The 25,792-nt window shown below is 66.2% G+C and carries 26 protein-coding genes; 7 read left to right on the forward strand and 19 right to left on the reverse strand.

Annotated features, from left to right (window positions below):
- Positions 1 to 233: 233 nt before the first annotated feature.
- Positions 234 to 2,177 (reverse strand): MDR family MFS transporter, encoded by a 1,944-nt coding sequence (locus Q0R23_RS17370; RefSeq protein WP_293915086.1) that lies wholly within the window; start codon positions 2,175 to 2,177, stop codon positions 234 to 236.
- Positions 2,174 to 2,776, reverse strand: a complete 603-nt coding sequence (locus Q0R23_RS17375; RefSeq protein WP_293915088.1) for a MarR family transcriptional regulator — start codon at positions 2,774 to 2,776, stop codon at positions 2,174 to 2,176. Before Q0R23_RS17375 ends, Q0R23_RS17370 begins: the two co-directional genes overlap by 4 nt.
- Positions 2,777 to 2,997: 221 nt before the next feature.
- On the opposite strand from Q0R23_RS17375, the gene icd reads away from it, so the two are divergent.
- Entirely contained in the window at positions 2,998 to 4,245 is a 1,248-nt protein-coding gene (icd, locus tag Q0R23_RS17380) for an NADP-dependent isocitrate dehydrogenase (RefSeq protein ID WP_293915089.1), read from the forward strand.
- Between the two features lie 197 nt (positions 4,246 to 4,442).
- On the forward strand, positions 4,443 to 5,666 hold the full coding sequence (locus tag Q0R23_RS17385; RefSeq protein WP_293915091.1) for an alanyl-tRNA editing protein: 1,224 nt from the start codon (positions 4,443 to 4,445) through the stop codon (positions 5,664 to 5,666).
- Between the two features lie 45 nt (positions 5,667 to 5,711).
- On the opposite strand, the gene Q0R23_RS17390 is transcribed toward Q0R23_RS17385, so the two are convergent.
- From Q0R23_RS17390 to Q0R23_RS17410, 5 genes are all read right to left on the reverse strand, one after another.
- Entirely contained in the window at positions 5,712 to 6,491 is a 780-nt protein-coding gene (locus tag Q0R23_RS17390) for a class I SAM-dependent methyltransferase (RefSeq protein WP_293915092.1), read from the reverse strand.
- A gap of 453 nt (positions 6,492 to 6,944) precedes the next feature.
- A complete protein-coding gene (locus Q0R23_RS17395) occupies positions 6,945 to 7,769 on the reverse strand; it encodes a metal ABC transporter permease (protein ID WP_293915094.1) in 825 nt (274 codons plus the stop codon).
- Positions 7,770 to 8,058: 289 nt separating this feature from the next.
- Positions 8,059 to 8,832: a metal ABC transporter ATP-binding protein gene (locus Q0R23_RS17400; RefSeq protein WP_293915096.1), complete on the reverse strand. Its 774-nt coding sequence runs from the start codon at positions 8,830 to 8,832 to the stop codon at positions 8,059 to 8,061.
- Positions 8,833 to 8,951: 119 nt separating this feature from the next.
- Positions 8,952 to 9,848: a zinc ABC transporter substrate-binding protein gene (locus Q0R23_RS17405; protein WP_366520454.1), complete on the reverse strand. Its 897-nt coding sequence runs from the start codon at positions 9,846 to 9,848 to the stop codon at positions 8,952 to 8,954.
- A 63-nt stretch (positions 9,849 to 9,911) separates the two neighbouring features.
- Positions 9,912 to 10,316: a Fur family transcriptional regulator gene (locus Q0R23_RS17410; RefSeq protein ID WP_293915098.1), complete on the reverse strand. Its 405-nt coding sequence runs from the start codon at positions 10,314 to 10,316 to the stop codon at positions 9,912 to 9,914.
- A gap of 77 nt (positions 10,317 to 10,393) precedes the next feature.
- On the opposite strand from Q0R23_RS17410, the gene Q0R23_RS17415 reads away from it, so the two are divergent.
- Complete coding sequence (locus tag Q0R23_RS17415) at positions 10,394 to 11,014, forward strand: hypothetical protein (RefSeq protein ID WP_293915100.1); 621 nt, start codon at positions 10,394 to 10,396, stop codon at positions 11,012 to 11,014.
- Between the two features lie 52 nt (positions 11,015 to 11,066).
- On the opposite strand, the gene Q0R23_RS17420 is transcribed toward Q0R23_RS17415, so the two are convergent.
- On the reverse strand, positions 11,067 to 11,711 hold the full coding sequence (locus Q0R23_RS17420; RefSeq protein WP_293915101.1) for a YbhB/YbcL family Raf kinase inhibitor-like protein: 645 nt from the start codon (positions 11,709 to 11,711) through the stop codon (positions 11,067 to 11,069).
- Between the two features lie 209 nt (positions 11,712 to 11,920).
- Between Q0R23_RS17420 and scpA the strand changes: the two genes are divergently transcribed.
- Positions 11,921 to 14,071 (forward strand): methylmalonyl-CoA mutase, encoded by a 2,151-nt coding sequence (scpA, locus tag Q0R23_RS17425; protein ID WP_293915103.1) that lies wholly within the window; start codon positions 11,921 to 11,923, stop codon positions 14,069 to 14,071.
- Here the strand turns inward: scpA and Q0R23_RS17430 are convergent.
- The gene (locus tag Q0R23_RS17430; RefSeq protein WP_293915105.1) at positions 14,068 to 14,295 is read right to left on the reverse strand and encodes a DUF4180 domain-containing protein; all 228 of its coding nucleotides are present in this window, start codon (positions 14,293 to 14,295) and stop codon (positions 14,068 to 14,070) included. The two genes, scpA and Q0R23_RS17430, sit on opposite strands and share 4 nt — an antisense overlap.
- Before the next feature lie 203 nt (positions 14,296 to 14,498).
- On the opposite strand from Q0R23_RS17430, the gene Q0R23_RS17435 reads away from it, so the two are divergent.
- Positions 14,499 to 14,939 carry a hypothetical protein gene (locus Q0R23_RS17435; protein WP_293915107.1) on the forward strand — a complete coding sequence of 147 codons (441 nt, stop codon included), beginning with the start codon at positions 14,499 to 14,501 and terminating at the stop codon, positions 14,937 to 14,939.
- A gap of 126 nt (positions 14,940 to 15,065) precedes the next feature.
- Here Q0R23_RS17435 and Q0R23_RS17440 read toward each other — a convergent pair whose 3' ends face one another.
- Complete coding sequence (locus Q0R23_RS17440) at positions 15,066 to 16,370, reverse strand: tetratricopeptide repeat protein (RefSeq protein WP_293915109.1); 1,305 nt, start codon at positions 16,368 to 16,370, stop codon at positions 15,066 to 15,068.
- Positions 16,371 to 16,457: 87 nt separating this feature from the next.
- On the opposite strand from Q0R23_RS17440, the gene coaE reads away from it, so the two are divergent.
- On the forward strand, positions 16,458 to 17,063 hold the full coding sequence (gene coaE, locus Q0R23_RS17445; protein WP_293915111.1) for a dephospho-CoA kinase: 606 nt from the start codon (positions 16,458 to 16,460) through the stop codon (positions 17,061 to 17,063).
- Positions 17,064 to 17,437: 374 nt separating this feature from the next.
- Here the strand turns inward: coaE and Q0R23_RS17450 are convergent, their stop codons facing one another.
- The 4 genes from Q0R23_RS17450 to Q0R23_RS17465 all read right to left on the reverse strand — a co-directional run bounded on the left by Q0R23_RS17450 (position 17,438) and on the right by Q0R23_RS17465 (position 20,377).
- Positions 17,438 to 17,836: a YkgJ family cysteine cluster protein gene (locus tag Q0R23_RS17450; protein WP_293915113.1), complete on the reverse strand. Its 399-nt coding sequence runs from the start codon at positions 17,834 to 17,836 to the stop codon at positions 17,438 to 17,440.
- Positions 17,829 to 18,926 carry a low temperature requirement protein A gene (locus Q0R23_RS17455; protein ID WP_293915114.1) on the reverse strand — a complete coding sequence of 366 codons (1,098 nt, stop codon included), beginning with the start codon at positions 18,924 to 18,926 and terminating at the stop codon, positions 17,829 to 17,831. The genes Q0R23_RS17450 and Q0R23_RS17455 overlap by 8 nt, the downstream gene beginning before the upstream one ends.
- A 31-nt stretch (positions 18,927 to 18,957) precedes the next feature.
- Positions 18,958 to 19,806, reverse strand: a complete 849-nt coding sequence (locus tag Q0R23_RS17460) for a DNA/RNA non-specific endonuclease (protein WP_293915115.1) — start codon at positions 19,804 to 19,806, stop codon at positions 18,958 to 18,960.
- Positions 19,807 to 19,918: 112 nt separating this feature from the next.
- Entirely contained in the window at positions 19,919 to 20,377 is a 459-nt protein-coding gene (locus Q0R23_RS17465) for a GNAT family N-acetyltransferase (protein WP_293915117.1), read from the reverse strand.
- A gap of 124 nt (positions 20,378 to 20,501) precedes the next feature.
- Here Q0R23_RS17465 and Q0R23_RS17470 point away from each other — a divergent pair, with 124 nt between their 5' ends.
- Positions 20,502 to 21,008, forward strand: coding sequence for a hypothetical protein (locus tag Q0R23_RS17470; RefSeq protein WP_293915119.1), 507 nt, complete (start codon positions 20,502 to 20,504; stop codon positions 21,006 to 21,008).
- 18 nt (positions 21,009 to 21,026) lie between these two features.
- On the opposite strand, the gene Q0R23_RS17475 is transcribed toward Q0R23_RS17470, so the two are convergent.
- The 5 genes from Q0R23_RS17475 to Q0R23_RS17495 form a co-directional block, all read right to left on the reverse strand.
- Positions 21,027 to 22,211, reverse strand: coding sequence for an amidohydrolase family protein (locus Q0R23_RS17475; RefSeq protein WP_293915121.1), 1,185 nt, complete (start codon positions 22,209 to 22,211; stop codon positions 21,027 to 21,029).
- Positions 22,208 to 22,636, reverse strand: coding sequence for a globin (locus Q0R23_RS17480; protein ID WP_293915123.1), 429 nt, complete (start codon positions 22,634 to 22,636; stop codon positions 22,208 to 22,210). The genes Q0R23_RS17475 and Q0R23_RS17480 overlap by 4 nt, the downstream gene beginning before the upstream one ends.
- A gap of 97 nt (positions 22,637 to 22,733) precedes the next feature.
- Positions 22,734 to 23,522, reverse strand: coding sequence for an ABC-2 family transporter protein (locus tag Q0R23_RS17485; RefSeq protein WP_293915125.1), 789 nt, complete (start codon positions 23,520 to 23,522; stop codon positions 22,734 to 22,736).
- Positions 23,519 to 24,340 carry an ABC-2 family transporter protein gene (locus Q0R23_RS17490; RefSeq protein ID WP_293915127.1) on the reverse strand — a complete coding sequence of 274 codons (822 nt, stop codon included), beginning with the start codon at positions 24,338 to 24,340 and terminating at the stop codon, positions 23,519 to 23,521. Before Q0R23_RS17490 ends, Q0R23_RS17485 begins: the two co-directional genes overlap by 4 nt.
- Positions 24,337 to 25,386 carry an ATP-binding cassette domain-containing protein gene (locus tag Q0R23_RS17495; RefSeq protein ID WP_293915129.1) on the reverse strand — a complete coding sequence of 350 codons (1,050 nt, stop codon included), beginning with the start codon at positions 25,384 to 25,386 and terminating at the stop codon, positions 24,337 to 24,339. Before Q0R23_RS17495 ends, Q0R23_RS17490 begins: the two co-directional genes overlap by 4 nt.
- Positions 25,387 to 25,792 lie beyond the last annotated feature (406 nt).

Here is a 25,792-nt window from a genome sequence, read left to right on the forward strand (position 1 = left end):
GGTGCGTCGTGGATCACCTAAATCCGCTGCACCCCAGATCCCCGCCGCCCACGTCACTTCATCCTGCCATTGTGCCGTTGTCATCCTTCAGTCTCGGCTCTTCTTCGGTCGATGACTGACTTGTGGGTAACGATAAGCCCCTGCGGGAGAGGGGTGCTCAGCGGGGAGAGGGGGCGACCAAGAAAAGGGGAGGCGAAGCCGTCTGGCCCGCCTCCCCTCTGAAAACAGTTGCCTCAGCCTTCCATCGAGGCCAGGCCGCTGGATTTCTCGCCGCCGCTGCCGTCGCCCTTGCTGCGGGTGGGCATCTTGAGGTTGGGCATCGGGAGTACGGCCAGCAGCGCCAGCAGCGCCACGAAGATGCTGATGAGGTAGATGCGGCTGATGGTGGTGGCGAACGTCACCTTGACCGCGCGGGCGCCCAGGTCGAAGCTGGTCCGGGCGCCCTTGAGCGCGGCGGCCTGAGCGGCGTCGAGGTTGGTTTTGCTATTCGCCAGCACGCCCTGCTGACCCTGCGGGCTGGCAATCGTCTGGGCCGGGATGTTGCTCAGATTCTGACGCAGCGGAGCGGGCAAGGCCTGATTCGTCTTGAGGGCCTCGAACTTGGTTGCGTCGCCTGACTTGACCGCCGCTTCGACCACGCCGTACTGCTGGGCGAAAGCGTCGGTGATGCGTTTGGACACCTGCTCGAAGGTCGGGGCAGCGGCGCCTGCACGGTTGCCGCTGGCCGAGCCGCCGCTGAACTTCTGGCGAACCCCTTCGAGCTGCGCCACGACGGCGGGGGGCTGTCCGACTTCAACCGTCTTGAAGGACTTCTCGGCGTTGGAGACCAGGCCGCTGCTCAGCACCGCGCCGAACACGGCGGTGCCCACCACGCTGCCGAGCTGCTGGAAGAACTGCCCCGAACTGGTCGCCACGCCGATTTCCCAGGGCTTGACGGCGTTCTGAATCGCCAGGTTAAACAGCGGCAGCGCCGGGCCGATGCCCAGGCCGAGCACGATCATGTACAGAATCACGCGGGCATACGGGGTGTCGGCGTTCAGCGTCGAGAGCAGCAAAAAGCCGAGCATCATCAGCACCAGGCCGCCGATAATCAGACCCTTGTAGTAGCCCAGCCGCGAGGCGATCTGGCCGCTCATGATGGCGCCGAAGATCAGGCCCAGCGTCAGCGGAATGGTGGCCGTGCCCGCCGCCGTGGCCGAAACGCCCTGCACGTTGACCAGGTACAGGCTCAGGAACAGGATGGCGCCCAGAAACGCCGCGCCGATGAAGAAGCGGGCGGTGACGCCCCAGGCGAAGGTCGGGTTTTTGAACAGGCTCAGCGGCAGGATCGGGCTCTCGTGGCGCTGCTCGACGAAAATAAAGGCGATCAGGGCGGCGGCGCTCAGCGCGAACAGGCCCAGCACGGCGGGGCTGCCCCAGTTCAGGCCGTTGGTCTTGTTGGCGCCGAAGGTCAGGGCCAGCAGCAGCGGCACGCTGAAGACCACGATCAGCACGGCGCCCACGTAGTCGATTTTGGGTTTGAGGCCGCTGGCCAGGGTGGGCATTTTGCTGGCGATGAAGGCCAGCGCGATCAACCCGACCGGCAGGTTGACGTAAAAGACCCAGCGCCAGGAAATGTTGTCGGTCAGGAAGCCGCCCAGCAAGGGGCCGATGACGCTGCTGATGCCGAAGACCGCGCCAAATAAGCCCTGGTAACGGCCCCGGTCAGCCGGTGCAAAAATATCGGCGATGATCGAAAACGCCACCGAGGTCAGCGCGGCGGCGCCCAGGCCCTGGAGGGCACGGAAGACCACGAGCTGCATCATGCCGCCGCCGAACAAAGTACCGAAGAACGGCTCACCGGCAGCGCCGCACAGGGCCGAGCCGATCAGGAACACCACGATGCCGAACATCAGAATAGGTTTGCGTCCGTAGATATCGCTGAGCTTGCCGTAGATCGGCACCAGGGCGGTGCTGGCCAGCAGGTAGGCGGTGGTGACCCAGGAAAACAGGCTCAGGCCGTCGAGGTCCTTGACGATGCGGGGCAGCGCCGTCGCCACAATGGTCTGGTCGAGGGCCGCCAGAAAGAGGCCCAGCAGCGTGCCGATCAGGATCAGGCGCTTGGTGGGAAAGTCCAGCACCTCGGCGTAGTTGATGCGGTTCTGGGGTTCGAGCGGTGGGCGTGGGGCCTGGGTCATGGGGACTCCTTGGGGATGTGGGGCGCTGGGCTTCGAGGCGCTGAAATTTGGGCGGGGGCTGAAACGTCGCGCTGGTCGGGGTGCAGGGCCTGTGTCTGGGTCTGGGCCTGGGTCTGGGCCTCGGCGATCAGGGCGGTGAGCGCCTCGGTGGCGGCGTTAAGGGTCGTGGGCTTGACCTCACCGAAGACCTCGGCGTAGGCGCCCATCATGACGCGCTCGTGCGTACTCAGAAACTCCTGGCCCTTGCCGCTGAGCGCCAGCAGCTTCTCGCGGCGGTTGTCGGGGTTCTCGCGCCGCTCCATCAGCTCGCGCCGGACCAGTTCCTGAATCAGTTGGCTGGTGGCGGGCAGGCTCACACCGAGTTGCTCGCCGAGCAGGGTCAGGCTGATGGGCGAAAAGGCCCGGACTTTATACAGCGCCGTCATCTGGGTAAAACTCACGTCCTCGCCTTGCAGGGCGTGTTGCAGCGTGCCCATGATGCGGGCCGAGGTCAGGCGGTGCAGGTGCTTCATGCAGCGCACCAGGCGTTCGGTGGGGTCGAGGGCGCCCGACAGGTCCAGCGCAGCGGGGTCGCAACTCGGTGGGCCGGTGGCGTTCAAGAGGTCAAGCTCATGCTTAAGATCATGAAACTATTCAGCCCTCAGAAAAGTATGGAGAACCACATAGTTAATCGAATGTAAAGGCAGGATCTGAGATGAAGGCGGCGGTGATGGGGATGCAGCACACGCACAGCCCAGCCCAGGCCCAGCCGCAGGTTTCTGGCCCGGTGACAGCTCCGGCGCGGAAGTGGGCGGGTGCATTGCGCTACAGTGTCAACGCTATGACCACACACATCAAGGTGCCGACGCAGGGCGAAAAGATCACTATGCAGGGCGGGAAACTCCAGGTTCCCAACCACCCCATCATCCCCTTCGTCGAGGGCGACGGCACCGGCCCCGACATCTGGCGCGCCAGCGTGCGGGTGCTCGACGCGGCCATCCACAAGGCCTACGGCGAGACGCGCAAGATCGAGTGGATGGAGGTCTACGCGGGCGAGAAGGCCGTGAACACCTACGGCGAGGGCGTCTGGCTGCCCGAAGAGACCGTCTCGACCTTCAACGAATACCTGTTCGGCATCAAAGGCCCATTGACCACGCCGGTCGGCGGCGGCATCCGCAGCATCAACGTGGCGCTGCGCCAGGAACTCGATCTGTACGCCTGCGTGCGTCCGGTGCAGTATTTCGAGGGCGTGCCGAGTCCGGTCAAGCGCCCGCAAGACGTGGACATGATTATCTTCCGCGAGAACACCGAGGACATCTACGCCGGAATCGAGTACAGGGACGGCACCCCGGAGCGCGACAAGCTCCGCACGTTCCTGCTCGAAGAGATGGGCGTGACCGCCATCCGTTTCCCCGACACGGTGGGCCTGGGCATCAAGCCGGTGTCCAGGGAAGGGACCGACCGCCTGGTCCGCGCCGCCATCCAGTACGCCATCGACAACAACAAAAAGAGCGTGGCGCTGGTCCACAAGGGCAACATCATGAAGTTCACCGAGGGCGCCTTCCGCGACTGGGGCTACGAGCTGGCCAAGCGCGAGTTCGGTGGCGTGGAAGAGGGCGGCGGGCCGTGGCTCAAGCTGCCTGGCGGCGTCATCATCAAGGACGTGATCGCCGATAACTTCCTCCAGCAGATCCTGCTGCGCCCCACCGACTACGACGTGATCGCCACGCTGAACCTCAACGGCGATTACCTGTCCGACGCGCTGGCCGCGCAGGTCGGCGGCATCGGCATCGCGCCGGGCGCCAACATCAACTATGTTTCGGGCCACGCCATCTTCGAGGCGACCCACGGCACGGCGCCCAAATACGCCGGAAAAGACGTCATCAACCCCAGCTCGGTGATTCTGTCCGGCGAGATGATGCTGCGCTACATGGGCTGGACCGAGGCCGCCGACCTGATCCTGACCTCGCTGACCAAGACCATCAACCAGAAGATCGTGACCTACGACTTCGCCCGCAACATGGACGGCGCCAGAGAAGTCAAGACCAGCGAGTTCGCCGACGCGCTGATCGGCAATATGTCAACCTGAACGGCGAACTGAATGTTGAAAATGGGAGTGCGTCTGCGGGCGTGCTCCCCTTTCTTTGGTCTGGATTGTCGGTCTGGATTGTCGGTCTGGATTGTCGGGCTGGACGCAGGGGTGCCCATCTCCACCGTCCCCTCGTGTCACCCTGAACGCGTCCCATAACGGCCAGGCGCCATGCCGTCTGCTCTACACTCCAGCTCATGCCAGACGCTCTCTACTATTCCAAGCCCCATCAGCTTGAGTTCACTGCCAGCGTGACCGGCGTGGACGGCCAGCAGGTCGCCCTCAGCGCCACCGCCTTTTATCCCGAAGGCGGCGGCCAGAATCCCGATCTGGGGAAGCTCGTCTGGGATGGGGGAGAGGCCGGATTGGTCGAGGGCGCTGTCACCGACACCCAGAAGGACAAGGCGAGCGGCGAAATCTGGCATACGCTTTCGGGGCCAGTGCCGAGCGTCGGCGATGAGGTGCGCGGCGAGGTCGATGCCGGTGTCCGCTGGCGACACGAGCAGCGCCACAGCGGCGAGCATCTGCTGGCGGCGGCGTTTCACAAACTCAACCCGGCCTTCGCCGTGCAGGCGGTGGGGATGCGCGGCCCGGAATGCACCCTCGACCTCGCCGGGCAACCGTCCGAGTCGGATGTGCGGGCGGCTGAGGCGTTGCTGCGGGAGACGCTGGGCCGGACGCCCCTGAAACTCCGCACCTCTGAGGTTTCTGAAGCCGAACTGGACCGCTATCCGCTGCGCCGCACGACGAAGATCACCGGCACCGTGCGGCTGGTCATCTTTGAAGAAGAACGCAGCGAGAACGTAAACGGCGTTCCCTTCGATGTCAGCGCCTGCGGTGGCCTTCACGTCCCCTGGGCGGCGATGGCGTCCCCCGTGACTGTCCTCCGTACCGAGCGCCTCAAAGGTGACCTGACCCGTGTGGTCTTCATGGCCGGTGAAGAGGCTGCCGCCCGCCTGGCTGAGACGTACCAGGCGAGCCGGGCGCTGGCCGCGACGTTCAGCAGCGGACCCACCGACCTGAGCGCCAGAGTCGAAGTGCTGCGACGCCAGGCCCGCGAGGCTGAGGCGCAACTGGCGAGCCTCAGAACGGCTCTGATTCGCCGCGAGATCGCCGCCGCGCCGCTGGAACACTTCGGAACGGCAAGTCTCAGAGCCCTGCGCCTGGACGACATCGCCATGTTGCCCGTCGCCCTGAGCGCCGTACCAGACGGCGAACTGCTGGTCGTGACCACCGCTGCCAGACGGGTCGGCCTCGCGCGCGGCGCCGGGCTGGATCTCCACGTGGGCGAGCTGCTCCGATCCGCTCTCAGTGTCAGCGGCGGCAAGGGCGGCGGCAAAGCAGACAGCGCCCAGGGTCAGACTGAAGATGTCACGGCATTCGTCGGGGCCGTGAGGACCGTGCTGGGCAACCCGAACTGACCCAGGCACACTCACCTGCCGTGCCCACAAGCCACAGGCCACAAGCTACACGCCTCTCAGAGCCAGCGCCCGCAGCCGCACGTAGTCGGCCACCCAGTCTGTGCCATTCCAGAGTTCGGGGCGGGCCAGTTCCTCGGCGCGGCGAATCACGGCGCTGCGCTGCTTCGGCGTCAACGGCGCGAGCCAGCCGGAGCCGAAGCCCTCCAGCCAGGCCCGGAAGCCGTCCGCACCGACCAGGACCGAGGGCCGCTCGAACAGGTGCAGGCGCCTCACGGTGAACCCGGCAGCTTCCAGCAGCGTGGCCAGTTCGCCGGGGCTGGGGAACATCCAGGGATGCTTCAGCGCGGGCAATCCAGCTTCGCTCAGCGCCTGCTCCACCGACTCGCGGACCACCAGCACGTTGCCCGCGCCGCCCATTTCCAGCGCCAGGCGACCACCGGGGATGAGCGAGCGGGCCACGCCGCTGAACACGCCCCCCAGCGGCGCCATCCAGTGCAGGGCGGCGTTGCTGAAGACGGCGCCGAACCCTGAGCGGTAGGGCAGACGGTGGGCGTCCTGCACCTCGAAACTCAGGTTGTCACGGACGTGTTTTGCCTGCGCCCCGGCGATCATCTGGGCCGAGGCGTCGATGCCGTGGACGTGGCCCGCCGCCTGGGCGATCTGGGCGGTGAGTTCACCCGTGCCGCAGCCCAGATCGAGAATGCGCTCATCCGGTTGAGGCGAGAGCCAATCGGTCACCAGGTCGCGGCTGGCCTCATATACGAAAGCGTGGCGGCCTCGGTACTGCTCGGCGCTCCAGTAATCGGCGGTTGTCGGGTTCGTCATGGCAGCTCCTTGTCGGTCCAGCCAATGAAAAGCCCCCACTGCCGCTACTGGCGTGGGGGCGTTCAGGCGCGTGTTTCAGCTCCTGGGAACCCCAGGTCGAAGAAGCAGCGCGTAGCCGGACATGGGTTCAGTCTAGCAGGGCGCAGGGCCGAGCATGTCACCCTGAGCCGCTCCCCTGAGCCGGGCCACCAGGTGTAATCGGCGCTGGGCCGCTTGCTTCGTCCCTGATAGCTTATACGGAATTAAAAAGAATCGCGTGCATGAAGCGGTAACGCCGCTTGGTGGTCCCCTCACCCTTCCGCCGCGTTGCGGCTCCCTCCCTCTCCCGCAGGGGGCGAGGGACTAAAGGCAAATGGCCTGAACTCATTTTAACCCCGTATTACAACCCCTCTTTCCTGCGAAACGGCAACATCAGCAAAAACCCCAACGTATTCACCAGCACGGTGGCCCCCATCACCCCTCTTTCCTGCGAAACGGCAACATCAGCAAAAACCCCAACGTATTCACCAGCACGATGGTCGGCCCAGCGGCGGTGTCCAGAAAATAGGACAGGTAGAGGCCCAGCAGGCCGCAGCCGGTGCCGATGAGGGCCGCGCCGAGCATCATGCCCCGCAGGCTGCGGGAGCGCAACCGGGCGCCCGCAGCCGCCGTGATGAGCAGGCTCACGCTCAGGGTGGTGCCGACCAGTTGCACCGTGAGAACCACCACCAGGCCCACCAGAATGAGCAGCAGGTTGTTCAGGCGCGTGACCGGCAGCCCGACTGAACGCGCCTCGGTGGGGTCGAAGCTGACCAGCAGCAGTTCTTTTTGAATAAAGGCCAGTACGCCGCCGACCAGGACGGTCACGATCAGGGTGCTCCACAGATCGGCGGGGGTGACGGCCAGCGGGTTGCCGATCAGGAAGTTGGCCAGGTCGCTGGTGTAGGTCGGCGCCTTGGAGAGCATCACCAGGCCCAGCGCGAACATGCCCACGAAGACGATGCTCACAGTGCTGTCCTGTTTCAGCCCGCTGCGCCGCCCGACGGCCCCGATGCCCAGCGCGGTGAGCACGGCGGCCAGCATGGCGCCCAGCAGCAGGTTGCCCTTCAGCAAAAACGCGCCCACGATGCCCGGCAGCACGGCGTGACTCATGGCGTCGCCGATGTAGGCCAGCCCGCGCAGCACCACCCAGCTTCCTACGATGGCGCACAGCACGCTCACCAGCGCGATACCCGCAAGCGCCCGTACAAAGAAGGCGTAGTGCAGCGGCTCGGCCAGACTGGCGAGGAGCTCAGTCACGGGCCGGACCCGATGAGCTGGCGGCGTCTAAAACGGGGATAGGATGAATGGCTTGGATGGGGTGGGGTCGCTGCCCGGTGATCTCCTCTGCAAGCAGGTCTAGCGACTCACCCCGTTGCTGCGCAGCTCCCCTCTCCCGTAGGGGGCGACTGGTACAGCTCCGCAGGAGAGGGGTCAACAACACCGTCCTGCATTGGCTGAGAATCAATCCAACCCCGCTTGAACCGCGTTTGAACCGGCGACTGGGCATCGGGCCTTTTCCCACTCCCCACTGCCCACTCCCCGCCCCTCAGGCATGCGCGTGGGTGTGTCCCAGGTGGCTGCTGCTGAACGTCGCCTCGACGTTGTGCGGGGTGTAGACCTGCTCCGGAGCGCCCTGGGCGATGATCCGGCGGTTGACCAGCACCAGATGATCGCAGGCAGCGGCGGCGGCCTCCAGATCGTGGGTGACCATCACCACGGCGCGTCCGGCATCGGCTTGCGAGCGCAGCAGGGCCATGATTCTCAACTGGGTGGCGGCGTCCACGCCGGTCAGCGGCTCGTCGAGCAGCAAAATTCGGGCGTCGCGGGCCAGCATCCGGGCCAGCAGCACCCGTTGCCGCTGCCCACCTGAGAGCGCCCCGATGTGGCGGTCCCTGAGTTCGTAGACCCCGGCCTGTTCCAGCGCGTCGGCCACTTTGGCGCGGTCTGAACGCCCCGGCCAGCGGCCCCAGCCGAGCCGGGCGGTGCGGCCCATCATGGCGGTGTCCCAGACCGTGACCGGAAAGGCCCAGTCGAGGGTCTGCTGCTGCGGCACATACGCCACCGCGTTCACGGGCTTGCCCAGTTCCGGCGCGAAGATAATCTGGCCCGCGTCCGGTACGCTCAGACCGACCAGGGCTCTCAGCAGCGTGCTCTTGCCCGCGCCGTTGGGGCCGATGACGGCGCTGAACTGACCGGCCAGCAGCGTCAGGTCGCCGCACTCCAGCGCGACCTGAGCGCCGTAGCGCAGGGTCAGGCCGCGCACCTCCACGAGCGGGAGGCCGGGTACGCTGGCGGTAATTGGGGAGCTGGGTGGGGTCACGGTCTGCATCGCAAGTGGCGGCCTGATGAGTGGTCGAGGTATCAATAACCGGTCAATGAATGGTCTGAGGGCGGCAGATTCACTCACGTCTGCGCTCATGTCTGCGCTCATCTCTGCGCTCACTTGAGCGCACTCACGATGGTGTCCACATTGGACCGGAAGGCTTTCAGGTAGCTTTCGCCCGCGCTGCCTGTGGCTCCCAGGGCGTCAGTGTACAGCGGCGGCGCGACCCTGACGCCGGTTTCGCGGCTGAGCGCTATTGCCAGACGCGGGCTGAGGGTGTTTTCGGTGAAGATGGCCGGGGCCTTGCTCTGGCGCACCTTGTCGATCAGGGTGGCCAGCTCGCGGGCGCTCGGCTCACGCTCGGTGCTCAGGCCGGGAATCACGTCGCCCAGGACTTTCAGGCCGTAACGCTCGGCCAGGTAGCCCTGCGAGTCGTGGTTGGTGACCAGCACGCGGCGGGCAGGCGGCAGACTGGCGAACTGGCTCTCGGCGTAGGCGTCGAGCGTGACCAGTTGGGCCTGATAAGCGGCTAGATTCTTGCCGTAGACCACCTTCCCGGCGGGATCGAGGCGGCTCAGGGTACTGGCGATCAGGGCCGTCACATTTTCGACGTTCCGGGGGTTCCACCACAGGTGCGGGTCGGTGCCGTCGTCGAATTCCCTGGCCCGGCGCAACACCACGCCCGGCGCCCTGCTGAGGTCGGCAATGGGCAGCGTGCTCGCCGCGCCGCGCAATCTGGGCAACCACTGCTCCAGCCCCGCGCCACTGACGAACAGCACTTGGCTGCTGCTCAGGGCGGCGATGTCGCGGGCACTCGGCTGGAATTCGTGCGGATCGGCGTTCGCCGCAATGATGGTCTTGACGCTGACCCGCTTACCGCCGACGGCCCGCACCCAGTCGGCCACCAGGGTATTGCTGGCGCTGATGGTCAGGGGCGCGGCGATGGTCAGGGGCGCGGCCAGGCTGAAGCAGGTTGCCAGGGCCAGCAGCGAGATGAGGTGGAATGCACGCATAATCTGCGAATGATAACTCATTCTCAATTGTTGCGCAAGTTCGAGGTGGGGCCTGGTGGCGCTTCAGCTCCGGGCCGCACACGCCGGACACAGCCCGTAGAGCGTGACCTCGTGCGCCTCGACCACGAAGCCGCCGGGGTAGACCGTGCCAGCGGGTAGCGGCAGCGGGCAGGTATCCAGCGTGAAGACCCGCGTGCAGCTCCGGCAGGCGAAATGGTGGTGATGGCCGCGTCCGCTGGCTTCGTACAGGTTGTCGCCGTCCAGCGTGACGATGTGGGCCGCGCCCTGCTCCTGCATCAGCTTGAGCGTCCGGTAGACGGTGGCGACGCCCAGGTTCGGCAACTCGCCCAGCGCGCGGCGGTGCAGCTCCGGCACGCCCAGCGGCCCCGGCGCCTGGCGCAACAACCGGGCGATCACCTCGCGCTGGCGGGTGTCCTTGGGACGGGGTGGGGACGCGGCGGCGCTCATGGGTTCAGGGTAGCAAATGAGGGGGTGGGTGGACCGGGTTCGGCGTGGCAGTCGGGGTGCTGGATTAGACTCTTGAGATGCGTTTGACTGGCACTGCAAACAGGTCGTTTATTCGTCTGGGTCTGACTGGAGCTGCGCTGACCCAGATCATGGCAGCGGCGGGCGGTTCTGGAACTCCTGCTCTGAGCCGGACCATCCCTGTCGCCGTCACGAGCTACCGCATCAGCAATGAGGCGGATGGTCGCCTGGACGGTCTGGGCGTGTTCGTATGCGCCGACGGTTCGGGCGCCTTTATCGAGTCCCTTCCAGGGGCGCTGCGGCTGACCCGGCTGGGTCAGGTCAGTCTGCTCAAGCCCTCCGACCTGACCCGCGACGCTGAGGGCCGCTCGACGCTCCGGCTCAGGGGTGCCGGGCAGACCTGCCGCCCTGCTACTCCTGGCGACTCGGTCCTCAAACCCGGCGCCGTGCAGGTCTTCATCTGCGCCAATGTTCAGCAGGTCGTCGCCGCGCCGTTTGCGCAGGCCGTTGTCATCTCCAGCTTTCGCAGCGGCCAGCGCCCGGACCTGAGCGGGCTGATGCCGCGTGTGAATGCCGGACTCTACCAGAACAGCGAGTGGATCTGGATGCAGGCTGGAGCCGTCTGGGAGCTGAGATTTCACGGCAAGGTCGCGGCGACGGGCTGCCGGTTGAAACCATAAAAAACGCGGCCCAGACGCACTCGCCCAGGCCGCGCTCGATAGACTTTGCCGCTCAGCGTCCGTAGGTGGCGACGATGCTCGTCTTGGCCAGCGTGGCGCCGTTGAAGTTGAAGCCCACATACGCCGCCGAGGCTCCGGCGGGCAGCTCGATGGTCTTGCTTAAGGCGTAGAGCGTGAACACGTAGTGGTGTGGGCTATCGCCGACGGGTGGGCAGGCGCCGGTGTAACCGAGCGCGCCGCCGTCGTTGTTGACCTGGGCCGCTCCGGCAGGCAGCGCGAAGGTGCCTGAACCCGCGCCCTTGCCTAGCGTGGACGCGCTGGCCGGGATGTTGTAGACGGTCCAGTGCCAGAAGCCGCTGCCGGTGGGGGCGTCGGGATCGTAGGCGGTCAGGGCGTAGCTGACGGTGCCCGCCGGGGCGCCGCTCCAGCTCAGGGCCGGGGAGAGGTTGCCGCCGGTGCAGCCGTTGCCGCTGCCGACCTGCTCCAGTGCCAGCGTGCCGCCGTTGGTGAACTGGGCGCTGCTCAGGCTCAGGCCGTTCGCCATGACGCCGCGTGCCGGTTGAGCGGCGCCGAGGCGGTCCGCCGTTTTGCCCATCATGCCCACGCCCGCAGTGCTCATGGTTGGGGCGCAGCTTGAGAGGAGAAGAGTGCCGAGAAGTGCCGCGCCGCCGAGGGCGTGCTTGATCCGTGAATTCATGGTGCCTCCGTTGAACTGCTCCAAGAATGTTCAATATAAAACGGTATCGGGTGAGCGGCTGCTTGGCTGTTTCTTGGGACGACTTGGGACGAGAGGACGATTATCTCGGACTCGGCTGGTGCTGGGGCGAGCGCCGCCCTATCATCGACGACAGTCATCCACATCATTGACAACAGTATCCACAGTATCCACACGAGGAGCGAGCGTTCATGACCGATCAACCGGGACCACCCGCACCCCTGGAACTCGCAGCACTGGACGCCTGGAAGGCCCTGGCCCGCAAAGACCTGCGCGGCGAGGGGCCTGAGAGCCTGAACCACCTCAGCGCCGAGGGGCTGAGCGTCAAGGCGCTGTACACGGCTGCCGATACCGAAGGACTTGATCCGGGCCTGCCGGGACTGGCGCCCTACACGCGGGGGCCACGCGCCACCATGTACGCCGCCCGCCCCTGGACCGTGCGCCAGTACGCCGGGTTTTCCACCGCCGAGGCCAGCAACGCTTTTTACCGCGCAGGGCTGGCCGCCGGGCAAAAGGGTCTGAGCGTGGCCTTCGATCTGGCCACCCACCGGGGCTACGATTCCGACCACCCCAGGGTCAGCGGCGACGTGGGCAAGGCGGGCGTGGCCATCGACAGCGTGGAAGACATGAAGATTTTGTTTGACGGCATTCCACTCGGCGAGATGTCGGTGTCCATGACCATGAACGGGGCGGTGTTGCCGATTCTGGCGGCCTTCATCGTGGCCGGGCAGGAGCAGGGCGTGGACCTTGCCGCGCTGTCGGGCACCATCCAGAACGACATTCTCAAGGAATTCATGGTCCGCAACACCTACATCTATCCGCCGGAGCCGAGTTTGCGGATCGTGGCCGACATCATCGAGTACGCCTCAAAGAACATGCCGCGCTTCAATTCCATCTCGATCTCCGGCTACCACCTTCAGGAAGCCGGTGCCCACGCCGCGCTGGAGCTGGCCTACACGCTGGCCGACGGGCTGGAATACGTCCGCGCCGCGCTGGGCCGGGGTCTGGCTATCGACGAGTTCGCGCCCCGGTTGAGCTTCTTCTTTGGCATCGGCATGAATTTCTACACCGAGGTCGCCAAATTGAGGGCTGCCCGGTTGCTGTGGGCCGAGCTGCTGGCCCCGTTTGAGCCCAAAAATCCACTCTCCAGCGCCCTGCGAACCCACACCCAGACCTCCGGCTGGTCCCTGACCGAGCAGGACCCCATGAACAACATCGTGCGGACGACGGTAGAAGCCTTGGCTGCTATTTTTGGCGGCACCCAGAGCCTCCACACCAACGCCTTCGACGAGGCCGTGGGCCTGCCCACCGACACCTCGGCCCGCGTCGCCCGCAACACCCAACTCATCTTGCAGCATGAAACCGGCATCCCCGCCGTGATCGACCCCTGGGGCGGCAGCTACCTGATGGAGCGCCTGACCGCCGACCTCGCGGGCGAGGCCCGCCGCCTGATCGCCGAGGTCGAGGGCCTGGGCGGCATGACGAAGGCCGTCGCTTCTGGGCTGCCCAAGCTCCGTATCGAGGAATCGGCGGCCCGCAAACAGGCCCGCATCGACCGGGGCGAGGACGTGATCGTGGGCGTCAACCGGTATAGGACCGAGACCGAGCCTATCGAGGTCCGCCAGATCGAGGGCGACAGCGTGCGGGCCTCGCAGATCACTCGGTTGGAAGCGGTCAAGGCCAGCCGGGATTCGCAGGCCGTCAAAGCTTCGCTGGACGCCCTGGAAGCCTGTGCCCGCAGTGGGGAGGGCAACCTGCTGGCCCTCAGCGTGGAGGCCGTGCGGGCACGCGCCACCGTCGGCGAGGTCAGCGCGGCGCTGGAAGCCGTCTGGGGGCGTCATCAGGCCCAGTCGAGCCTTCAGGGCGGCGTCTATGCCCAGGGCTACGCTGGAGACGAGGGCTTCGCGGCGCTCCAGGCCGACATAGAAGCGTTTGCCACCGCCGAGGGTCGCCGCCCCCGGATGCTGGTGGTCAAACTCGGCCAGGACGGCCATGACCGGGGCGCGCGCGTGATCGCCAGCGGCTTTGCCGACCTGGGCTTCGACGTGGACGTGGGGCCGCTGTTCCAGACGCCGCAGGAAGCCGCCCGCCAGGCGGTTGAAAACGACGTGCATGTCGTGGGCATCTCCAGCCAGGCGGCGGGGCACCTGAGTCTGATTCCGGCGCTGATTCAGGCGCTGCGCGACCAGGGCGCGGGCGACATGCTGGTGATCGCGGGCGGCGTGATTCCCCAGCAGGATTACGCGGCGCTGAGAGCGGCGGGCGTGGCGGGTATCTTCGGGCCGGGCACGCCGATTACCCAGGCGGCGCAGGGTGTGCTGGCGCTGTTGCGGGAGCGTTAGGTCAGGCGGGTTTCCAGCTCAGCCAGATCGTTCACGAACCAGACGGCCTGGCCCCGGTTGGACTCGCTGATGAAGTCTCTCAGCGCCGTGCTGCTCGCCGTGTAGCCTGATAAATCACCCAGAATCACCAGCCGGACGCGGTAGTTCACGAATTTCTGGGTCAGCTCGCCCAGTTGGCCGCTTCGCGGACCGAAGAAGGTGGGGTCCAGGCGCTGAACAGGCAAGATGACCAGCTCGGCCTGCTGCGCCCAGGCGTCTGCGATTAGGCGTCTGCGATCAGGTCGGCGGGGCGCTCCAGTACGTCGCCGGGGTCGATGTTCAGCACACGCAGAGGGTGCCAGTTGTAGGTGCTTGCCGTCATGGCGCCAGGGTACACCGCCTCATGCGCCGCAACATTTTCACATCTCGGTGAGCAATGCTTTTAAGTATGACCCATATTCATCTGTTCTGGAAACGTGCGTCCATCAGTCTGCTCCTCGCGGCCCTGCTGCCGGTGGGTGCCCACGCGCAGGGCGGCGTCGTCAAACGGCCTGTGGTCACGCCGCCGACGCCCGCCTCCCGCCTGCGGGTCTGTGAGGTTGGCAGCGTGCGCCTGACGGTGGACAGCCGCAACCAGCCACGTTTTTTGCAGCATGGCCAGGATTTTCCCGACAACCGGCTGCGCGTCATCCAGAGCTATGACCGGATCGGGCACCTGACCGGCATCAGCGTGAACTGGAGCGGTTTCGTAGGCCCGATTGTGAACGCCCGTGCGGCGCTGAACTCCAAGGGCAAGGTGGTCAGTGAAACCGGCTACCGCAGCCCGGATTTCAAAGACCCGCTCAGCAAATACATCCGCGCCTGGCCCAAGGGCGGCTGCCCGGCCTGAGCGGCGCTACCAGTCCTCTTTAGACACAGGACTGCGTTGATCCCTCTGAACTCCGTCCAGCACGTTAAAACCGCCGGGGAAGCGTTGCGCCCAGCGGTTCGTTCATCCTGTTCACCGCTGTCCGGCTCACTTCACGCGGTTCAGGCCGTCCTGGGCCAGCTTGTAGCCGGGGTTGAGCTTCAGGGCGCGGGTGTACGAGTCGATGGCCCGCAGCTTGTCGGGCGCGGCGGTGGCGGCGGAGCGTTCATACGACAGACCCAGGTAATACAGGTATTCCGGGTTGGTGCTGGCCAGCGCCACGGACTTGGTGAGGTTGTTGCGGGCCTCCTTGAGATTGGCCTGGTCGAGTTCCAACCGGCCCAGGTAGTAATAGAACTCCGGATAGCGCAGCGGTTCGAGCTTGATGGACGCCTGAAGCTGGGTGCGGGCGTTGGCCCAGTCCTTGCCCAGATACGCCACCACGCCGTACTGACCCACCGCATACGGGTTTTTCGGCGAGAGTTTGGCGGCCTGCGCGGCCTCGGCCCTGGCTGCCGAGGGGTTGCCGCTGAGCGCCAGCAACTTGGCGTAGTAGGCGCGGTTGAACGGGTCGCTGGGGTTGGCGATGACCGCCAGTTGCAGCGTACCCAGCGCCTCCGTGATGTTGCCGGTGGCGTAGTACATGTCGCCCAGGTTGTACAGAATCACGCCGTTATCGGGGTTGAGCGCATTGGCCTGCTTGAAGGTGGCGATGGCCCTGGCGCTCTGGCCCTGAAGCCGGTAGATGTAGCCGCGCTCATTGGCGATCTTGGATAAGCTGATATCGAGCTTGTCGCTCTCACCGCCCCGCGCCGCGACCTCGGCACTGTCCAACACCTTCAGCGCCGCGTCGAGGTTGCCCAGTACGCCGCTGCGCTCGCTGGTGCCCACATACTGCGCCTGGTACGCCTGAGCCAGCGCCAGGTAGCCGCTGACGTTGCGCGGATCCTGGGTGGTCAGGCGCCCCAGGGTGTCCAGCGACGGGCCGTAGAGCCTCAGCCGCGACTGGGTGCGGCCCAGGCCCAGCAGCGCCTCGGCGTTTTTGGGGTCGGCCTCGGCGGCGGCCCGGAAGGCCAGGTAGGCGTCGTCGAAGTTGCCCTGGTCGTAATACAGCACGCCCAGCGCCACGTAGCTGCTGGCCGGTGGCCGGGGTTTGGCCGCAGCGGGCGCAGCGGGCACAGTGGCCGGAACAGGGGTCGCCGGAGCAGGATTGGCCGGAGTTGTAGTCGCCGGAGTTGGATTGGCCGGGGTCGCGCTCGCCGGAGCAGGGGTAGGCGTGGTCTGGGCCTGGGCCAGTCCGGGGAGCAGGCTCAGCGTCAGCAGCGCGGCGAGCGGAAGCTTCAGGGCGGCGCGGACGAGCTTGGGCAGCGGAGCCTGGACGGGAAGCTGGGCCTTGGAGGTGCGGTTGGGCATCGCGTTTCATCATACGGGCTTTTACCCGGCGCGGCGTGAACTGGAGCTGAATGTGAGGCTGGCTCAGTCAGGTCATACACTGCGGCCATGAGACTGCCTGCGCCGCTTCGCCTGGGCCTGACCGGTTCGATCGGCGCCGGAAAAAGTACCGTGGCCCGGTTGCTGCGTGGGCGCGGATTTACGGTGCTCGACGCCGACGAGCAGGCCCGCGCCGTGACTGCTGATCCGGAAACGCTGGCGATCATCGAGGCCGGGTTTCCCGGCGTGGTGGTCGGCGGCGTGCTGGACCGCTCGGCCCTCTCGGCGCGGGTCTTTGGACAGCCGGAGGCGCTGGCCCGACTCAACGTCGTCGTGCATCCCCGCGTGCGTGCCCGCATGGCCGAGCTGGAAGCCGCAGCCGTTCGTTCGGGCGCCCGCACCGTCGTGCAGGACGTGCCGCTGCTGTTCGAGGGCGGACTCCAGACTCTATTCGGCGCCGTGATCCTGGTCGACGCGCCGCTGGAATTGCGCCTGGAGCGCATTCAGAATCGGGGCGGCCTGACTCGCGCCGCCGCCCTGGCCCGCGACGCTGCCCAGATGCCCGCCGAGCACAAACGCAAGCTGGCCGACGTGGTGCTCGGCAACGTGGAAGACGAGGCGGCGCTGGAACGCCAACTCGATGCGCTGCTGGCCGAACGTGGCTGGACTGGGTAGGCTGGGTTTGGGCAGTTGGGACTGAATGGTCCAGAGGCTCTATTTCAGTGTTTCCCGTCCAGCCCGTAAATCTACAGCTCGCGTCGTTTGAGGGCTGATACGGAATTAAAAAGACTTCCGAACATGTGTCTTTAAGGCCGCACGGTCCCCCCTCACCCTTCCGCCGCGTTGCGGCTCCCTCCCTCTCCCGCAGGGGGCGAGGGGTCAACGGCGAGTGGCCTGGACTCATTTTAATCTCGTATGACAGGTCTGCCGAGTCTGGAAAGCTGTTGAGGTTGATAAAGCTGTTACGGTTGATAAAGCTGTTGAGGTCGATACGGTTGAGGTCGATACGGTTGAGCTTGATACGGCTCGGCGAACCAGAGCTGCTCAAGTTACCGAAATCTGTCCTGTTGATCGCCCCTACAGACCTCGCCCGAAGACGCAATCCCTGAACGGGGTCGCTCGTCAATTTCCAGCCCATCGGTGTCCACCATCTCCAGCCCGTAGATCTCCAGAAACCGCGCCACCCGCGTTTCGAGGCTCACTCCTGGGGCGACCTCGCCGCATACCCAGTCGGGCGTGTAGGCGCGGCAGACTTCGGGCCGGGCGCTGTAAATCTGGCACAGACAGCCTGTGCCCAGATGCAGGCAGGGCATGCCCAGCGGCTTGTTCAGCGCCGCGATGTCGGGCGCCGCGCAACAGGCGCCGCAGCCGGAGCAGTCGCGCTGCCAGGTGCTGCGCGGGGCGTAGTCGGGCGGTGGGGCGAACAGGTCGGGCGTCTGGTCAAGCATGGGCAGCCCGGCCTTCCAGCAGCAGCAGCAGGGTGAGCAGCCCCAGCAGCGCGGCGAGTTGAAGGGGGCCGCCTGCGCTCAGGCCCAGCGGCGCACTCAGCAGCGCCAGACCCGCGAACAGGGCGTAGCGCCGGGCGTTTCCCAGCGTCATGACCCGCTGAAACAGCACGTCGCCCAGCAGGTAGAGGCTCACGCCTGCGGCCAGGCTCCAGGCCGTCAGCGGATCGGCGGCGGCCAGGCGTCCGGTAACCAGTTTGACGCCCGCCGCCAGCAAGACGATGCCCGCAATCATCAGGACGTGGCTGAAGCCGAAGCCTTGCAGGGCCAGCCGGGGTTGCTCGGCGGCGGGCGCGGCGGCCAGCCTGGCGGCGCCTGCCTCGGCGAGGCGGTCAAAGTAGCTCCACCACAGGGCGGCGCTGAGCGCCAGGCCCAACAGGGCGCCCAGCACCAGCGCCGGTGTGATCGCGGCGCTCCCGATCCCGACGCCAATCGCCACGATGCTCTCGCCCAGCGCGATCAGCAAAATCAAACCGTGGCGCTCGGCGAAATGGTCCGGGCGCAGCCGAAACCCGCTTTCACGCCTCTTCACACCGCTGAGCAGCAGCACCGCCACCGCGCCCAGCCACAGCCACGGCCTGAAGTTGCCTGGCGTGAGTCCGGCGGCCAGCAGCAACAGCGCTGCCGTGAGGTTGTAGCTGAAGATGCCCCCAATGGCCTGGGCGCTGCTGTTGTTCGCCCGCCGAAACAGCCCGGCGTGAATCAGCGTCACCAGCAAGTAGCCCAGCGCGAACGGCAGCCCACCCGCCCCGAAGGCGCTGGGAATGCTCAGCGCCATCACCAGGAAGCCGCCCATACCGCCGAACATCAACAGGCGGTAGCTTGTCCGGTGGGAGCCGACGTTGCTGGTCAGCCAGATGTAGCCGCTGTACATCCACCAGACCATCAGTAGCACCAGTGCGGCGTGCAGGTACGTCGCCGCGCCGTCTGGATGCACCACCAGATTGCTGAGCTGGGTGATGGTGAAGACGAACACCAGGTCCAGAAACAGCTCCAGCGTACTGACGGGAGCCCCCGGCGCAATGGCGTTCATACGGGCGTGTTCACTTGCCATACGGACGTGCTCACTTGCTGGCAAAGACGTTGTTGCAAAACTCGTCCGTGTCGCCGGTGCTCACGCCGCCCGCCGGGAAAAAGCTCAGGCCGGTGAGGCGCTGCACCTCGTCTACCGAGGTTTCGTTGCTGCGGATCGTGCGGCGGTTCTGGGGCAGCCTCCGCTTGGACGCCTCCTGATTCGGCACCACGAAGGCGCGTGACCTGCCGCCCGACACCATGATTTTGTAGATGGCGCTGGGCACCGCCACGTCGCCTGAACCGACGGTCGTGGTGTCGCCTTCAAACACCGGCCCGGTCAGCACGTACAGCGTGCCGAGCTGCTTGGCGCAGTCGCGGGTGGCGCGTTCGAGCCGTGACCACAGGCCACTGTTCATGGCGCTGTTTTGCGGCACGACGTTGGAAAAATAAAACGACTGGTTCATGGCCGCCTCGGTGCCGGAAAAGTCGCCCGCCGGAGCCATGTGCCCGCGTGCGTAGCCGGACCTGGTGTAGTCGTTCATGGTGGCGCTCTGCGAGGCGCCGGGGTCGGGCCGGAACTGATTGCCTTCACGCCTGACCGAGCCGTCGAATTCGCCGGGTTGCAGCTTCTCGGCGACCACCAGCGGCACCTTCCTCGCCGGATCGTAGACGCTGATGTATTCGTCGTGGCACAGCAGTTCGGTGCTGGTACTGGTCGTCGGCTGACCGGCCACGAATTCGTCGCGGCAGGGGTCGCTGCTGGCGTCGCCGCCAGTGCCGCTGTCAGCCGTGCCCGCCTTTTTGGGGCAGCCGACCAGCACGGCGCTGAGGGTCAGCAGGGCCAGCGCAGCCCGGATTCGGCGGGTGTTGGAGCGCTGCGAGCGGGTCGGCGTGGTCATCGCCGTTCAATCTAGCGAAAATCGGGTGGGGGGTTCGTGGCTCTCTGGTCAGTGTCCGGTGCTCAATACGGTCGGCCCCGCCCAGACTTGACCGTCGCGGCGCTGCGGCATTTCAGGGCTCCAGCACCAGCTCGAAGCACAGGCTGGCGTCCAGGCCCGCGTAGTAGCCGAAGTTGGGAATCTGCGCGAAGCCCGCGCCGGTGTAGAGCCCGACCGCCTCCGCTTGCCGGTTCCCGGTTTCGAGCACCACTCGCCTGACGCCGTGCTCCCGCGCCCAGGCGATCAGGGCGGCCAGAATCAGTTTGCCCAGCCCGCGCCCCCGCGCCTGTGGCGCCACGTACATCCGTTTGATCTCGGCGCTGCCGCTTTCGTCAGTCCACGGTTTGAGACCGCCGATAGCGACCAGTGCTCCGCCGTCTTCAAAGCCCAGCAGCACGCCACCGCGCAGCGCCTCTGGACCGAAGGGTTCAGTAGAGGCTTCGTCGTCGTAGAGGGCAATCAGCTCCCGGCGCTGGGCGTCCATCAGCGTCAGGGCACGCGGGTCGGTGGGGTTAAGCGTGAGCAGCGGCATGGCGCTCAGTGTAAATGGGCAAAAGGGTACAGCGCAGGCTGGCCGCCGCGCACCCGAAAGCGTCTTTACCCCGTGCTCACGCTTCCGAACTTCCTCCTCACCAAGACCCCGTATGCTGGGCGGCATGTCCACCGTCACCTTCATCGCCCGCCGGTCGCTGCTGCTGCTGCCCCTGGGCCTGGGCGCCTGCGCGCCCGCCGTCAACCTCAGCACCATCATCGACACGACCTCGCCGCGCCGGGTCGGGCCGCTGTACATCGGGCAGACCTGGACCCTCAGCGGGCAACTCGGCGCTCAGACGCTCAGCAAGACGCTGGCCGTGCCCCGGCTCGTCGAGGTGCAAGACGGCAGCGCCACCGTCAGCGTCTACGACCAGGACGTGGCCCGGCGCCTGAACACCGCCGATTTTCAGCTCGTGTCGTACACCAACAACGACCAGCTCAAGAAAGTCACCTTTACCTGGAACGAGGCGGTGCCGGGCGGCCTCAACCGCTACACCTGCACGGCGCCTTACACCAGCAGCAACCCGGTGGTCGGCGTGCTGAGCTTATCCCGTTCCGGCGACGCCAACGATGTGCGCGGCACCTGCCTCGCCAGCGGCACCCAGCCGCCCGTCAAACCCGCCCAGTAACGGCTGAACCGGCTTTGCTCATGGTCGCTCCGGCCAGAGATAGCGCTCATCCCAGACTTCGCCCCGCCGCAGAAATGGTGCCTTGCTGCCCAGCACCCTGTGTCCGCCCTTGACCGCCGCCCGGACCAGCAGCCGGGGATCGAGGTCAGGATGGATGGCCCGCGCCGCCCGGAACTCGTCGTGGATGTTCAGCGTTTCGCCGCTCGCCACGCTGTCACTGCCCAGCGCGACCTCCACGCCCGCCGCCGCGAACTCGGCCCAGCCGAAGGTGCCGCACTCCAGATTGGCGTTGCTGCGCGGGCAGGTGACCACCGCGCAGCCCGACTGCGCCACCAGTCTGATGTCCTGGGGCGTCACGTTGACCATGTGAATCAGCGTGGGCCGGGCGTCCAGCACGCCCAGGTCGGCCAGGTATGAAACGGGGGTCAGATCGGGGCCGGGCTCGCGTCCCAGTGTTTCAGCAAGGCTCAGACCTGGCGTCGTGAAGCCCACCATCCTTAGAAAGCTCTCAGCCAGTGGCCCCGTGCCGCTGCTGAACAACTCCAGTTCGCTCGGATGCTCGGCGACGTGAATCTGCATCGGCAGCCCCTCGCGCCGGGCGAGGTCGGCCAGCAGCTTATGCAGCTTGTGCGAGACGGTGTGCGCCGCGTGCGGAGATAATCCCAGCCGCATCCCGCCGGGCCGTTCGAGTGTCCGGAAGCGCTCCACGTCCAGCACGACCTGATGAAACGTCGCCTCGGCGCTGGCCGGGTTGGGGTCGAGCACCTCCCAGTAGGCCACACCGGACATCTCAGCCTCAGTCAGTAGCCACTCCATCACTTCTGGCGTGCCCGGCCAGACGATGTCGCCCAGGGCTGCCGTGCCTGACGCCTGCACCGTCTCCAGCCCGCGCCTTGCTCCGGCCAGTCCCCGCAAAGATCGGCCCGCGATCACGACTTCCGGAATCCAGCGGAAGTACGGCAGCGCCTGAAACGCGTAATCGGACATGTCCAGATGCGCGTGTGCGTTGACCGGCGGCGGCGAGACGACACTGACCTGGCGTCCGGTCCGGGCCTGCGGATACTGCGCCCGGAGTTGCGCCGCGTCCCCGGCTGCCGCGATGGTCTGAGCGCTGACCACCACGGCCCCATTTCTGATCGGTAGCCCCATTCCCGTATACAGAATCTCGGCCTCGATCAGCTCCAGGCCGTAGTCGGCGCTCATGTCCTGTCCTTTTGTGAATCGTCCTCGGTGTTCACCATCGCGGCGGCGACCCGGCTCAGGGCCACCAGCAGTTCGTCGGCGTCGGCCCGCCCGATGCTGGGCGTGGCGTCCAGCGCGGCGCCCATGCAGCTCAGCCAGGCCCGCGCCCGCGCCGGGGTAATCGCAAAGGGCATATGGCGCATCCGCAGCCGGGGATGCCCGAATTCCTGCTGATACAGCGGCGGGCCGCCCAGAAAGCCGCTCAGGAAAGCCTCCTGCTTGTGGGCGGTCAGGCTCAGGTCGGCGGGGAAGATGGGGGCCAGGTCGGGGTGCTCGGCCACCAGGCCGTAAAAACGCCCCACCAGTTCGTGCAGCGCGGCAGCGCCGATGCGCCCGTACAGCGGCTGCATCGAGGAGTCGGGAGACAGGTTTATAGGCGCGGTCATGCCGAGCAGCCTACTCCCCGTCCGCCAGAAAGATGGCCCGCCCACCTCCGTCCCCACTCCGTTTCTACAACCCACAACCCACTTCCCACAATCCTCCTCAACTACTCGCGCTCGTATAACTTCCCAGCGCCCGCACCCAGACCAGGCGGCACAGGGCCAGCATCACGCCTGCCACCAGCGGGCTGAGCAGCGCCAGGCTGGTCCCCACCTCGCCGCGCAGGGCCTGGGCCGGAATGGTGGTGACGAAGGCCACCGGCACCACGAAGGTCAGCACCGGGCGAATCCAGGTTGGCAGCGCCTGCACCGGGTAGCGCCCGGCACTGAACACGCCCTGGAACAGCTCGCCGATGTTCTGCACGTTGACCAGCCAGAAGGCCGAGGTGTTGAGGATAAACCAGATGGCGTAGACCATCGCCACCGCGCTCAGGTACAGACAAGTGCCCAGCAGCGCGTTCCAGGGCGTGACCGTGCCCAGTTTGGCTGCGCCGTAGACGATCAGGCCGATGCCCAGCACCAGGTCGGGCAGCCGCAGCACATCAAGATTCCGGAACGAGAGCTGAAACTGGGCGTCAACCGGCTTGAGCAGCAGAAAATCCAGCGTGCCGGTGCGGATGCCCTCGGCGAGCTGGGTCAGGTTGGGCCGCAACCAGATGCTGATGACGCCCTCGGTGAGCGTGAAGAATCCAACCACCATCAGCGCGGCGTTCAGGCTCCAGCCGCCCAGGTCCCCGATCTCAGGCCGCGAGTAGAACAGCAGCACACCCAGCAGACCTGTCGCCAGGTTGGCCAGGCTGCCCAGAATCGCCGCCACGAAGTTGGCCCGGTAGGCGAGCTGGGTGCTCAGGCTGGCACCGACGTAGATGCGGATAAGGCGCAGGAATCTCATGCGCCCACCGCCCCGTATTTGCCCACGCCCCGCCTCCAGACCCAGGCCCGCAGCAGCCCGAAAGCCAGCGTCCAGCCCAGGAGCACCAGGCCGCCGCGCAATGCTTCGCTCAGGCCCGCCTTACCGGTAATCAGGTCGCAGGGGAGGCCCAGCATGTAGGGAAAGGGCGTGAGGCGGGCCACGTTCTGCACGGCCACTGGATACAGGCTCAGCGGCGCCAGCAGCCCGCCCAGCGAGATGTACATCACCCAGACGATCTCCTGGAAGTTGTCGGTGGCCTCGAACCAGAAGGCGAGGAGCCCGATGCAGTATTCCCAGAAAAACCGGAACAGGAAGCCCAAGGCGACCAGCGCGGCGTAGGCCAGCCACAGCTTCGGGTCGGTGCCGAAGCGCGCGCCCGTCGCCAGCATGAACACCGTCATCAGGATCAGCATGGCGGGCAGCCGGACCAGCCGCTCGGCCAGGTGATTGACATAGTGCGTCCAGAACGGATCGAGGGGCCGCAGCAGCTTGGGCGAGAGCGTGCCCTGCCGGATGTCGAAACTCAGCTCCCAGCCGACCCAGGTGACCAGCAGTTGGGCGGTGGCCCAGGTCGCCACAAAATAACTGGCGAAATCGCGGGCGCTGTAGCCGCCGATCTTGCCGCCCGGTGCCGAGTCGGCCTGCTGCATCCAGATCAGGCCCATGATGAGGCTCAGCGTGCCCGACAGCATCCAGATCACGATCTCGGCGCGGTAGATGGTCATGTGCGCGAACTGCGTCAGGCCGATGACCCGCAGCTTGTTGAAGAAAGCCCGGTTCAGAGGATTCTGGTTCATACGCCCACCACCTCGGCTGGACGTGCTCCGGAATCTTCCGCCCTCGCCTCGCTGCGAAACAGCCGCCCGATGACCTGCTCGATGGGCGGGTCTTCCACCGTCAGGTCGGCGACGTTCAGGTTGGTCAGCAGCGCGGCGGCGCGGGCACTGACTTCGCTGCGCGGCACGGTCAGTTCGGCGTTGAGGCCATCGAGCGAGGTGACTTCGCCGTACTCGGCCAGTTGCTGCTCGGTCACCGGGGCGCCGAGTTGCAGCCGGATGGTCTTGCGGGCCGCCGGGCCGCTGCTGAGGCTGGCCAGGTCGCCGTCGAACACCAGCCTGCCGCCGTCGATGACCAGGATACGGCTGCACAGCGCGGTCACGTCGGCCATGTAGTGACTGGTCAGCATCACGCTGGCACCGTATCTGGTGTTGTACTCGCGCACGAACTCGCGGATGCGCTCCTGCATGTTCACGTCGAGCCCGATGGTCGGCTCGTCTAAAAACAGCACTTTTGGTCGGTGAAGCAGGGCAGCGGCCAGTTCACACTTCATCCGCTCGCCCAGGCTGAGTTTGCGAACCTGCTTGCTGAGAATGCCCGACAGATCCAGTACCTCGTCGAATTCGCGCATGGTCGCCTTGAACTCGGCGTCGCTGATCTCGTAGATGGCCTGGTTGACCAGAAAGCTGTCCTGGGCAGGCAGATCCCACAGCAGTTGCTGTTTCTGGCCCATCACCAGCGTGATTCGCCGCAGAAACGCCGCCTCGCGCCTTCGCGGCTCGTGCCCCAGCACCCTCACCGTTCCGCCGGAGGGGTGCAGCAGCCCGGAGAGCATCTTGAGCGTCGTCGTTTTGCCCGCGCCGTTGGGGCCGAGGAAGCCGACCATCTCGCCGCTATGGAGGCTGAAATCCACGCCCCCCACGGCCTCCACCGTGCGCGTCTGGGGCTTGATGAAAGCCCGCAGGCTGCCGACGAAACCCGGCGCCTTTTCGGTGACGGTGTACGCCTTGCGGAGTCCGGTGGCCTGAACGCTTATATCGGTGGCTGGCTTATCGGTGCCTGGCATGATGGCCTCAGGGTACGTGGAGTTGGGAGGAATGTCGTAGGCCGAATGGCGGAGTGGGCGGGTTTGCGGCGTTGCTGGGCCGGACGTGCGGGTGACGGTGGAGCTGTGTTGCGTGGGCTATGGCACTGTGCCAATGCGTCGGCTCCCCCACCCCCCAGCGGCCAGGCGTGCCCAGGCGGAGGAGTGGCACCCTCATGGGGACGAGTGGCGTCCTTATGGGCGTCCGTTCACGAGGACAGTCCGTTCTGGCCAAGACGCCCCCGCCCCGGTGGGGCGAGGGGGTTGGTCGCTCCGCTATGGATGGTACTTCCCAGTCGTCTCAGACGCCCTCTGTCTCTCAGCGTTCTCCACACCGTGGCCGCTGGCGTAGGGCGCCCGTGCTCCGCATCCGCCTATAACTGACTCC

The organism is Deinococcus sp., assembly GCF_025362455.1.
Taxonomy (GTDB): domain Bacteria; phylum Deinococcota; class Deinococci; order Deinococcales; family Deinococcaceae; genus Deinococcus.

Excerpts from the sequence above, each read along its gene's own strand:
- Q0R23_RS17370 (WP_293915086.1), bottom strand. The coding sequence starts at position 2,177 with ATGACCCAGGCCCCACGCCCACCGCTCGAACCCCAGAACCGCATCAAC.
- icd (WP_293915089.1), top strand. The coding sequence starts at position 2,998 with ATGACCACACACATCAAGGTGCCGACGCAGGGCGAAAAGATCACTATG.
- Q0R23_RS17385 (WP_293915091.1), top strand. The coding sequence starts at position 4,443 with ATGCCAGACGCTCTCTACTATTCCAAGCCCCATCAGCTTGAGTTCACT.
- Q0R23_RS17390 (WP_293915092.1), bottom strand. The coding sequence starts at position 6,491 with ATGACGAACCCGACAACCGCCGATTACTGGAGCGCCGAGCAGTACCGA.
- Q0R23_RS17405 (WP_366520454.1), bottom strand. The coding sequence starts at position 9,848 with ATGCGTGCATTCCACCTCATCTCGCTGCTGGCCCTGGCAACCTGCTTC.
- Q0R23_RS17410 (WP_293915098.1), bottom strand. The coding sequence starts at position 10,316 with ATGAGCGCCGCCGCGTCCCCACCCCGTCCCAAGGACACCCGCCAGCGC.
- Q0R23_RS17415 (WP_293915100.1), top strand. The coding sequence starts at position 10,394 with ATGCGTTTGACTGGCACTGCAAACAGGTCGTTTATTCGTCTGGGTCTG.
- Q0R23_RS17420 (WP_293915101.1), bottom strand. The coding sequence starts at position 11,711 with ATGAATTCACGGATCAAGCACGCCCTCGGCGGCGCGGCACTTCTCGGC.
- scpA (WP_293915103.1), top strand. The coding sequence starts at position 11,921 with ATGACCGATCAACCGGGACCACCCGCACCCCTGGAACTCGCAGCACTG.
- Q0R23_RS17435 (WP_293915107.1), top strand. The coding sequence starts at position 14,499 with ATGACCCATATTCATCTGTTCTGGAAACGTGCGTCCATCAGTCTGCTC.
- Q0R23_RS17440 (WP_293915109.1), bottom strand. The coding sequence starts at position 16,370 with ATGCCCAACCGCACCTCCAAGGCCCAGCTTCCCGTCCAGGCTCCGCTG.
- coaE (WP_293915111.1), top strand. The coding sequence starts at position 16,458 with ATGAGACTGCCTGCGCCGCTTCGCCTGGGCCTGACCGGTTCGATCGGC.
- Q0R23_RS17450 (WP_293915113.1), bottom strand. The coding sequence starts at position 17,836 with ATGCTTGACCAGACGCCCGACCTGTTCGCCCCACCGCCCGACTACGCC.
- Q0R23_RS17455 (WP_293915114.1), bottom strand. The coding sequence starts at position 18,926 with ATGAACGCCATTGCGCCGGGGGCTCCCGTCAGTACGCTGGAGCTGTTT.
- Q0R23_RS17460 (WP_293915115.1), bottom strand. The coding sequence starts at position 19,806 with ATGACCACGCCGACCCGCTCGCAGCGCTCCAACACCCGCCGAATCCGG.
- Q0R23_RS17465 (WP_293915117.1), bottom strand. The coding sequence starts at position 20,377 with ATGCCGCTGCTCACGCTTAACCCCACCGACCCGCGTGCCCTGACGCTG.
- Q0R23_RS17470 (WP_293915119.1), top strand. The coding sequence starts at position 20,502 with ATGTCCACCGTCACCTTCATCGCCCGCCGGTCGCTGCTGCTGCTGCCC.
- Q0R23_RS17475 (WP_293915121.1), bottom strand. The coding sequence starts at position 22,211 with ATGAGCGCCGACTACGGCCTGGAGCTGATCGAGGCCGAGATTCTGTAT.
- Q0R23_RS17480 (WP_293915123.1), bottom strand. The coding sequence starts at position 22,636 with ATGACCGCGCCTATAAACCTGTCTCCCGACTCCTCGATGCAGCCGCTG.
- Q0R23_RS17485 (WP_293915125.1), bottom strand. The coding sequence starts at position 23,522 with ATGAGATTCCTGCGCCTTATCCGCATCTACGTCGGTGCCAGCCTGAGC.
- Q0R23_RS17490 (WP_293915127.1), bottom strand. The coding sequence starts at position 24,340 with ATGAACCAGAATCCTCTGAACCGGGCTTTCTTCAACAAGCTGCGGGTC.
- Q0R23_RS17495 (WP_293915129.1), bottom strand. The coding sequence starts at position 25,386 with ATGCCAGGCACCGATAAGCCAGCCACCGATATAAGCGTTCAGGCCACC.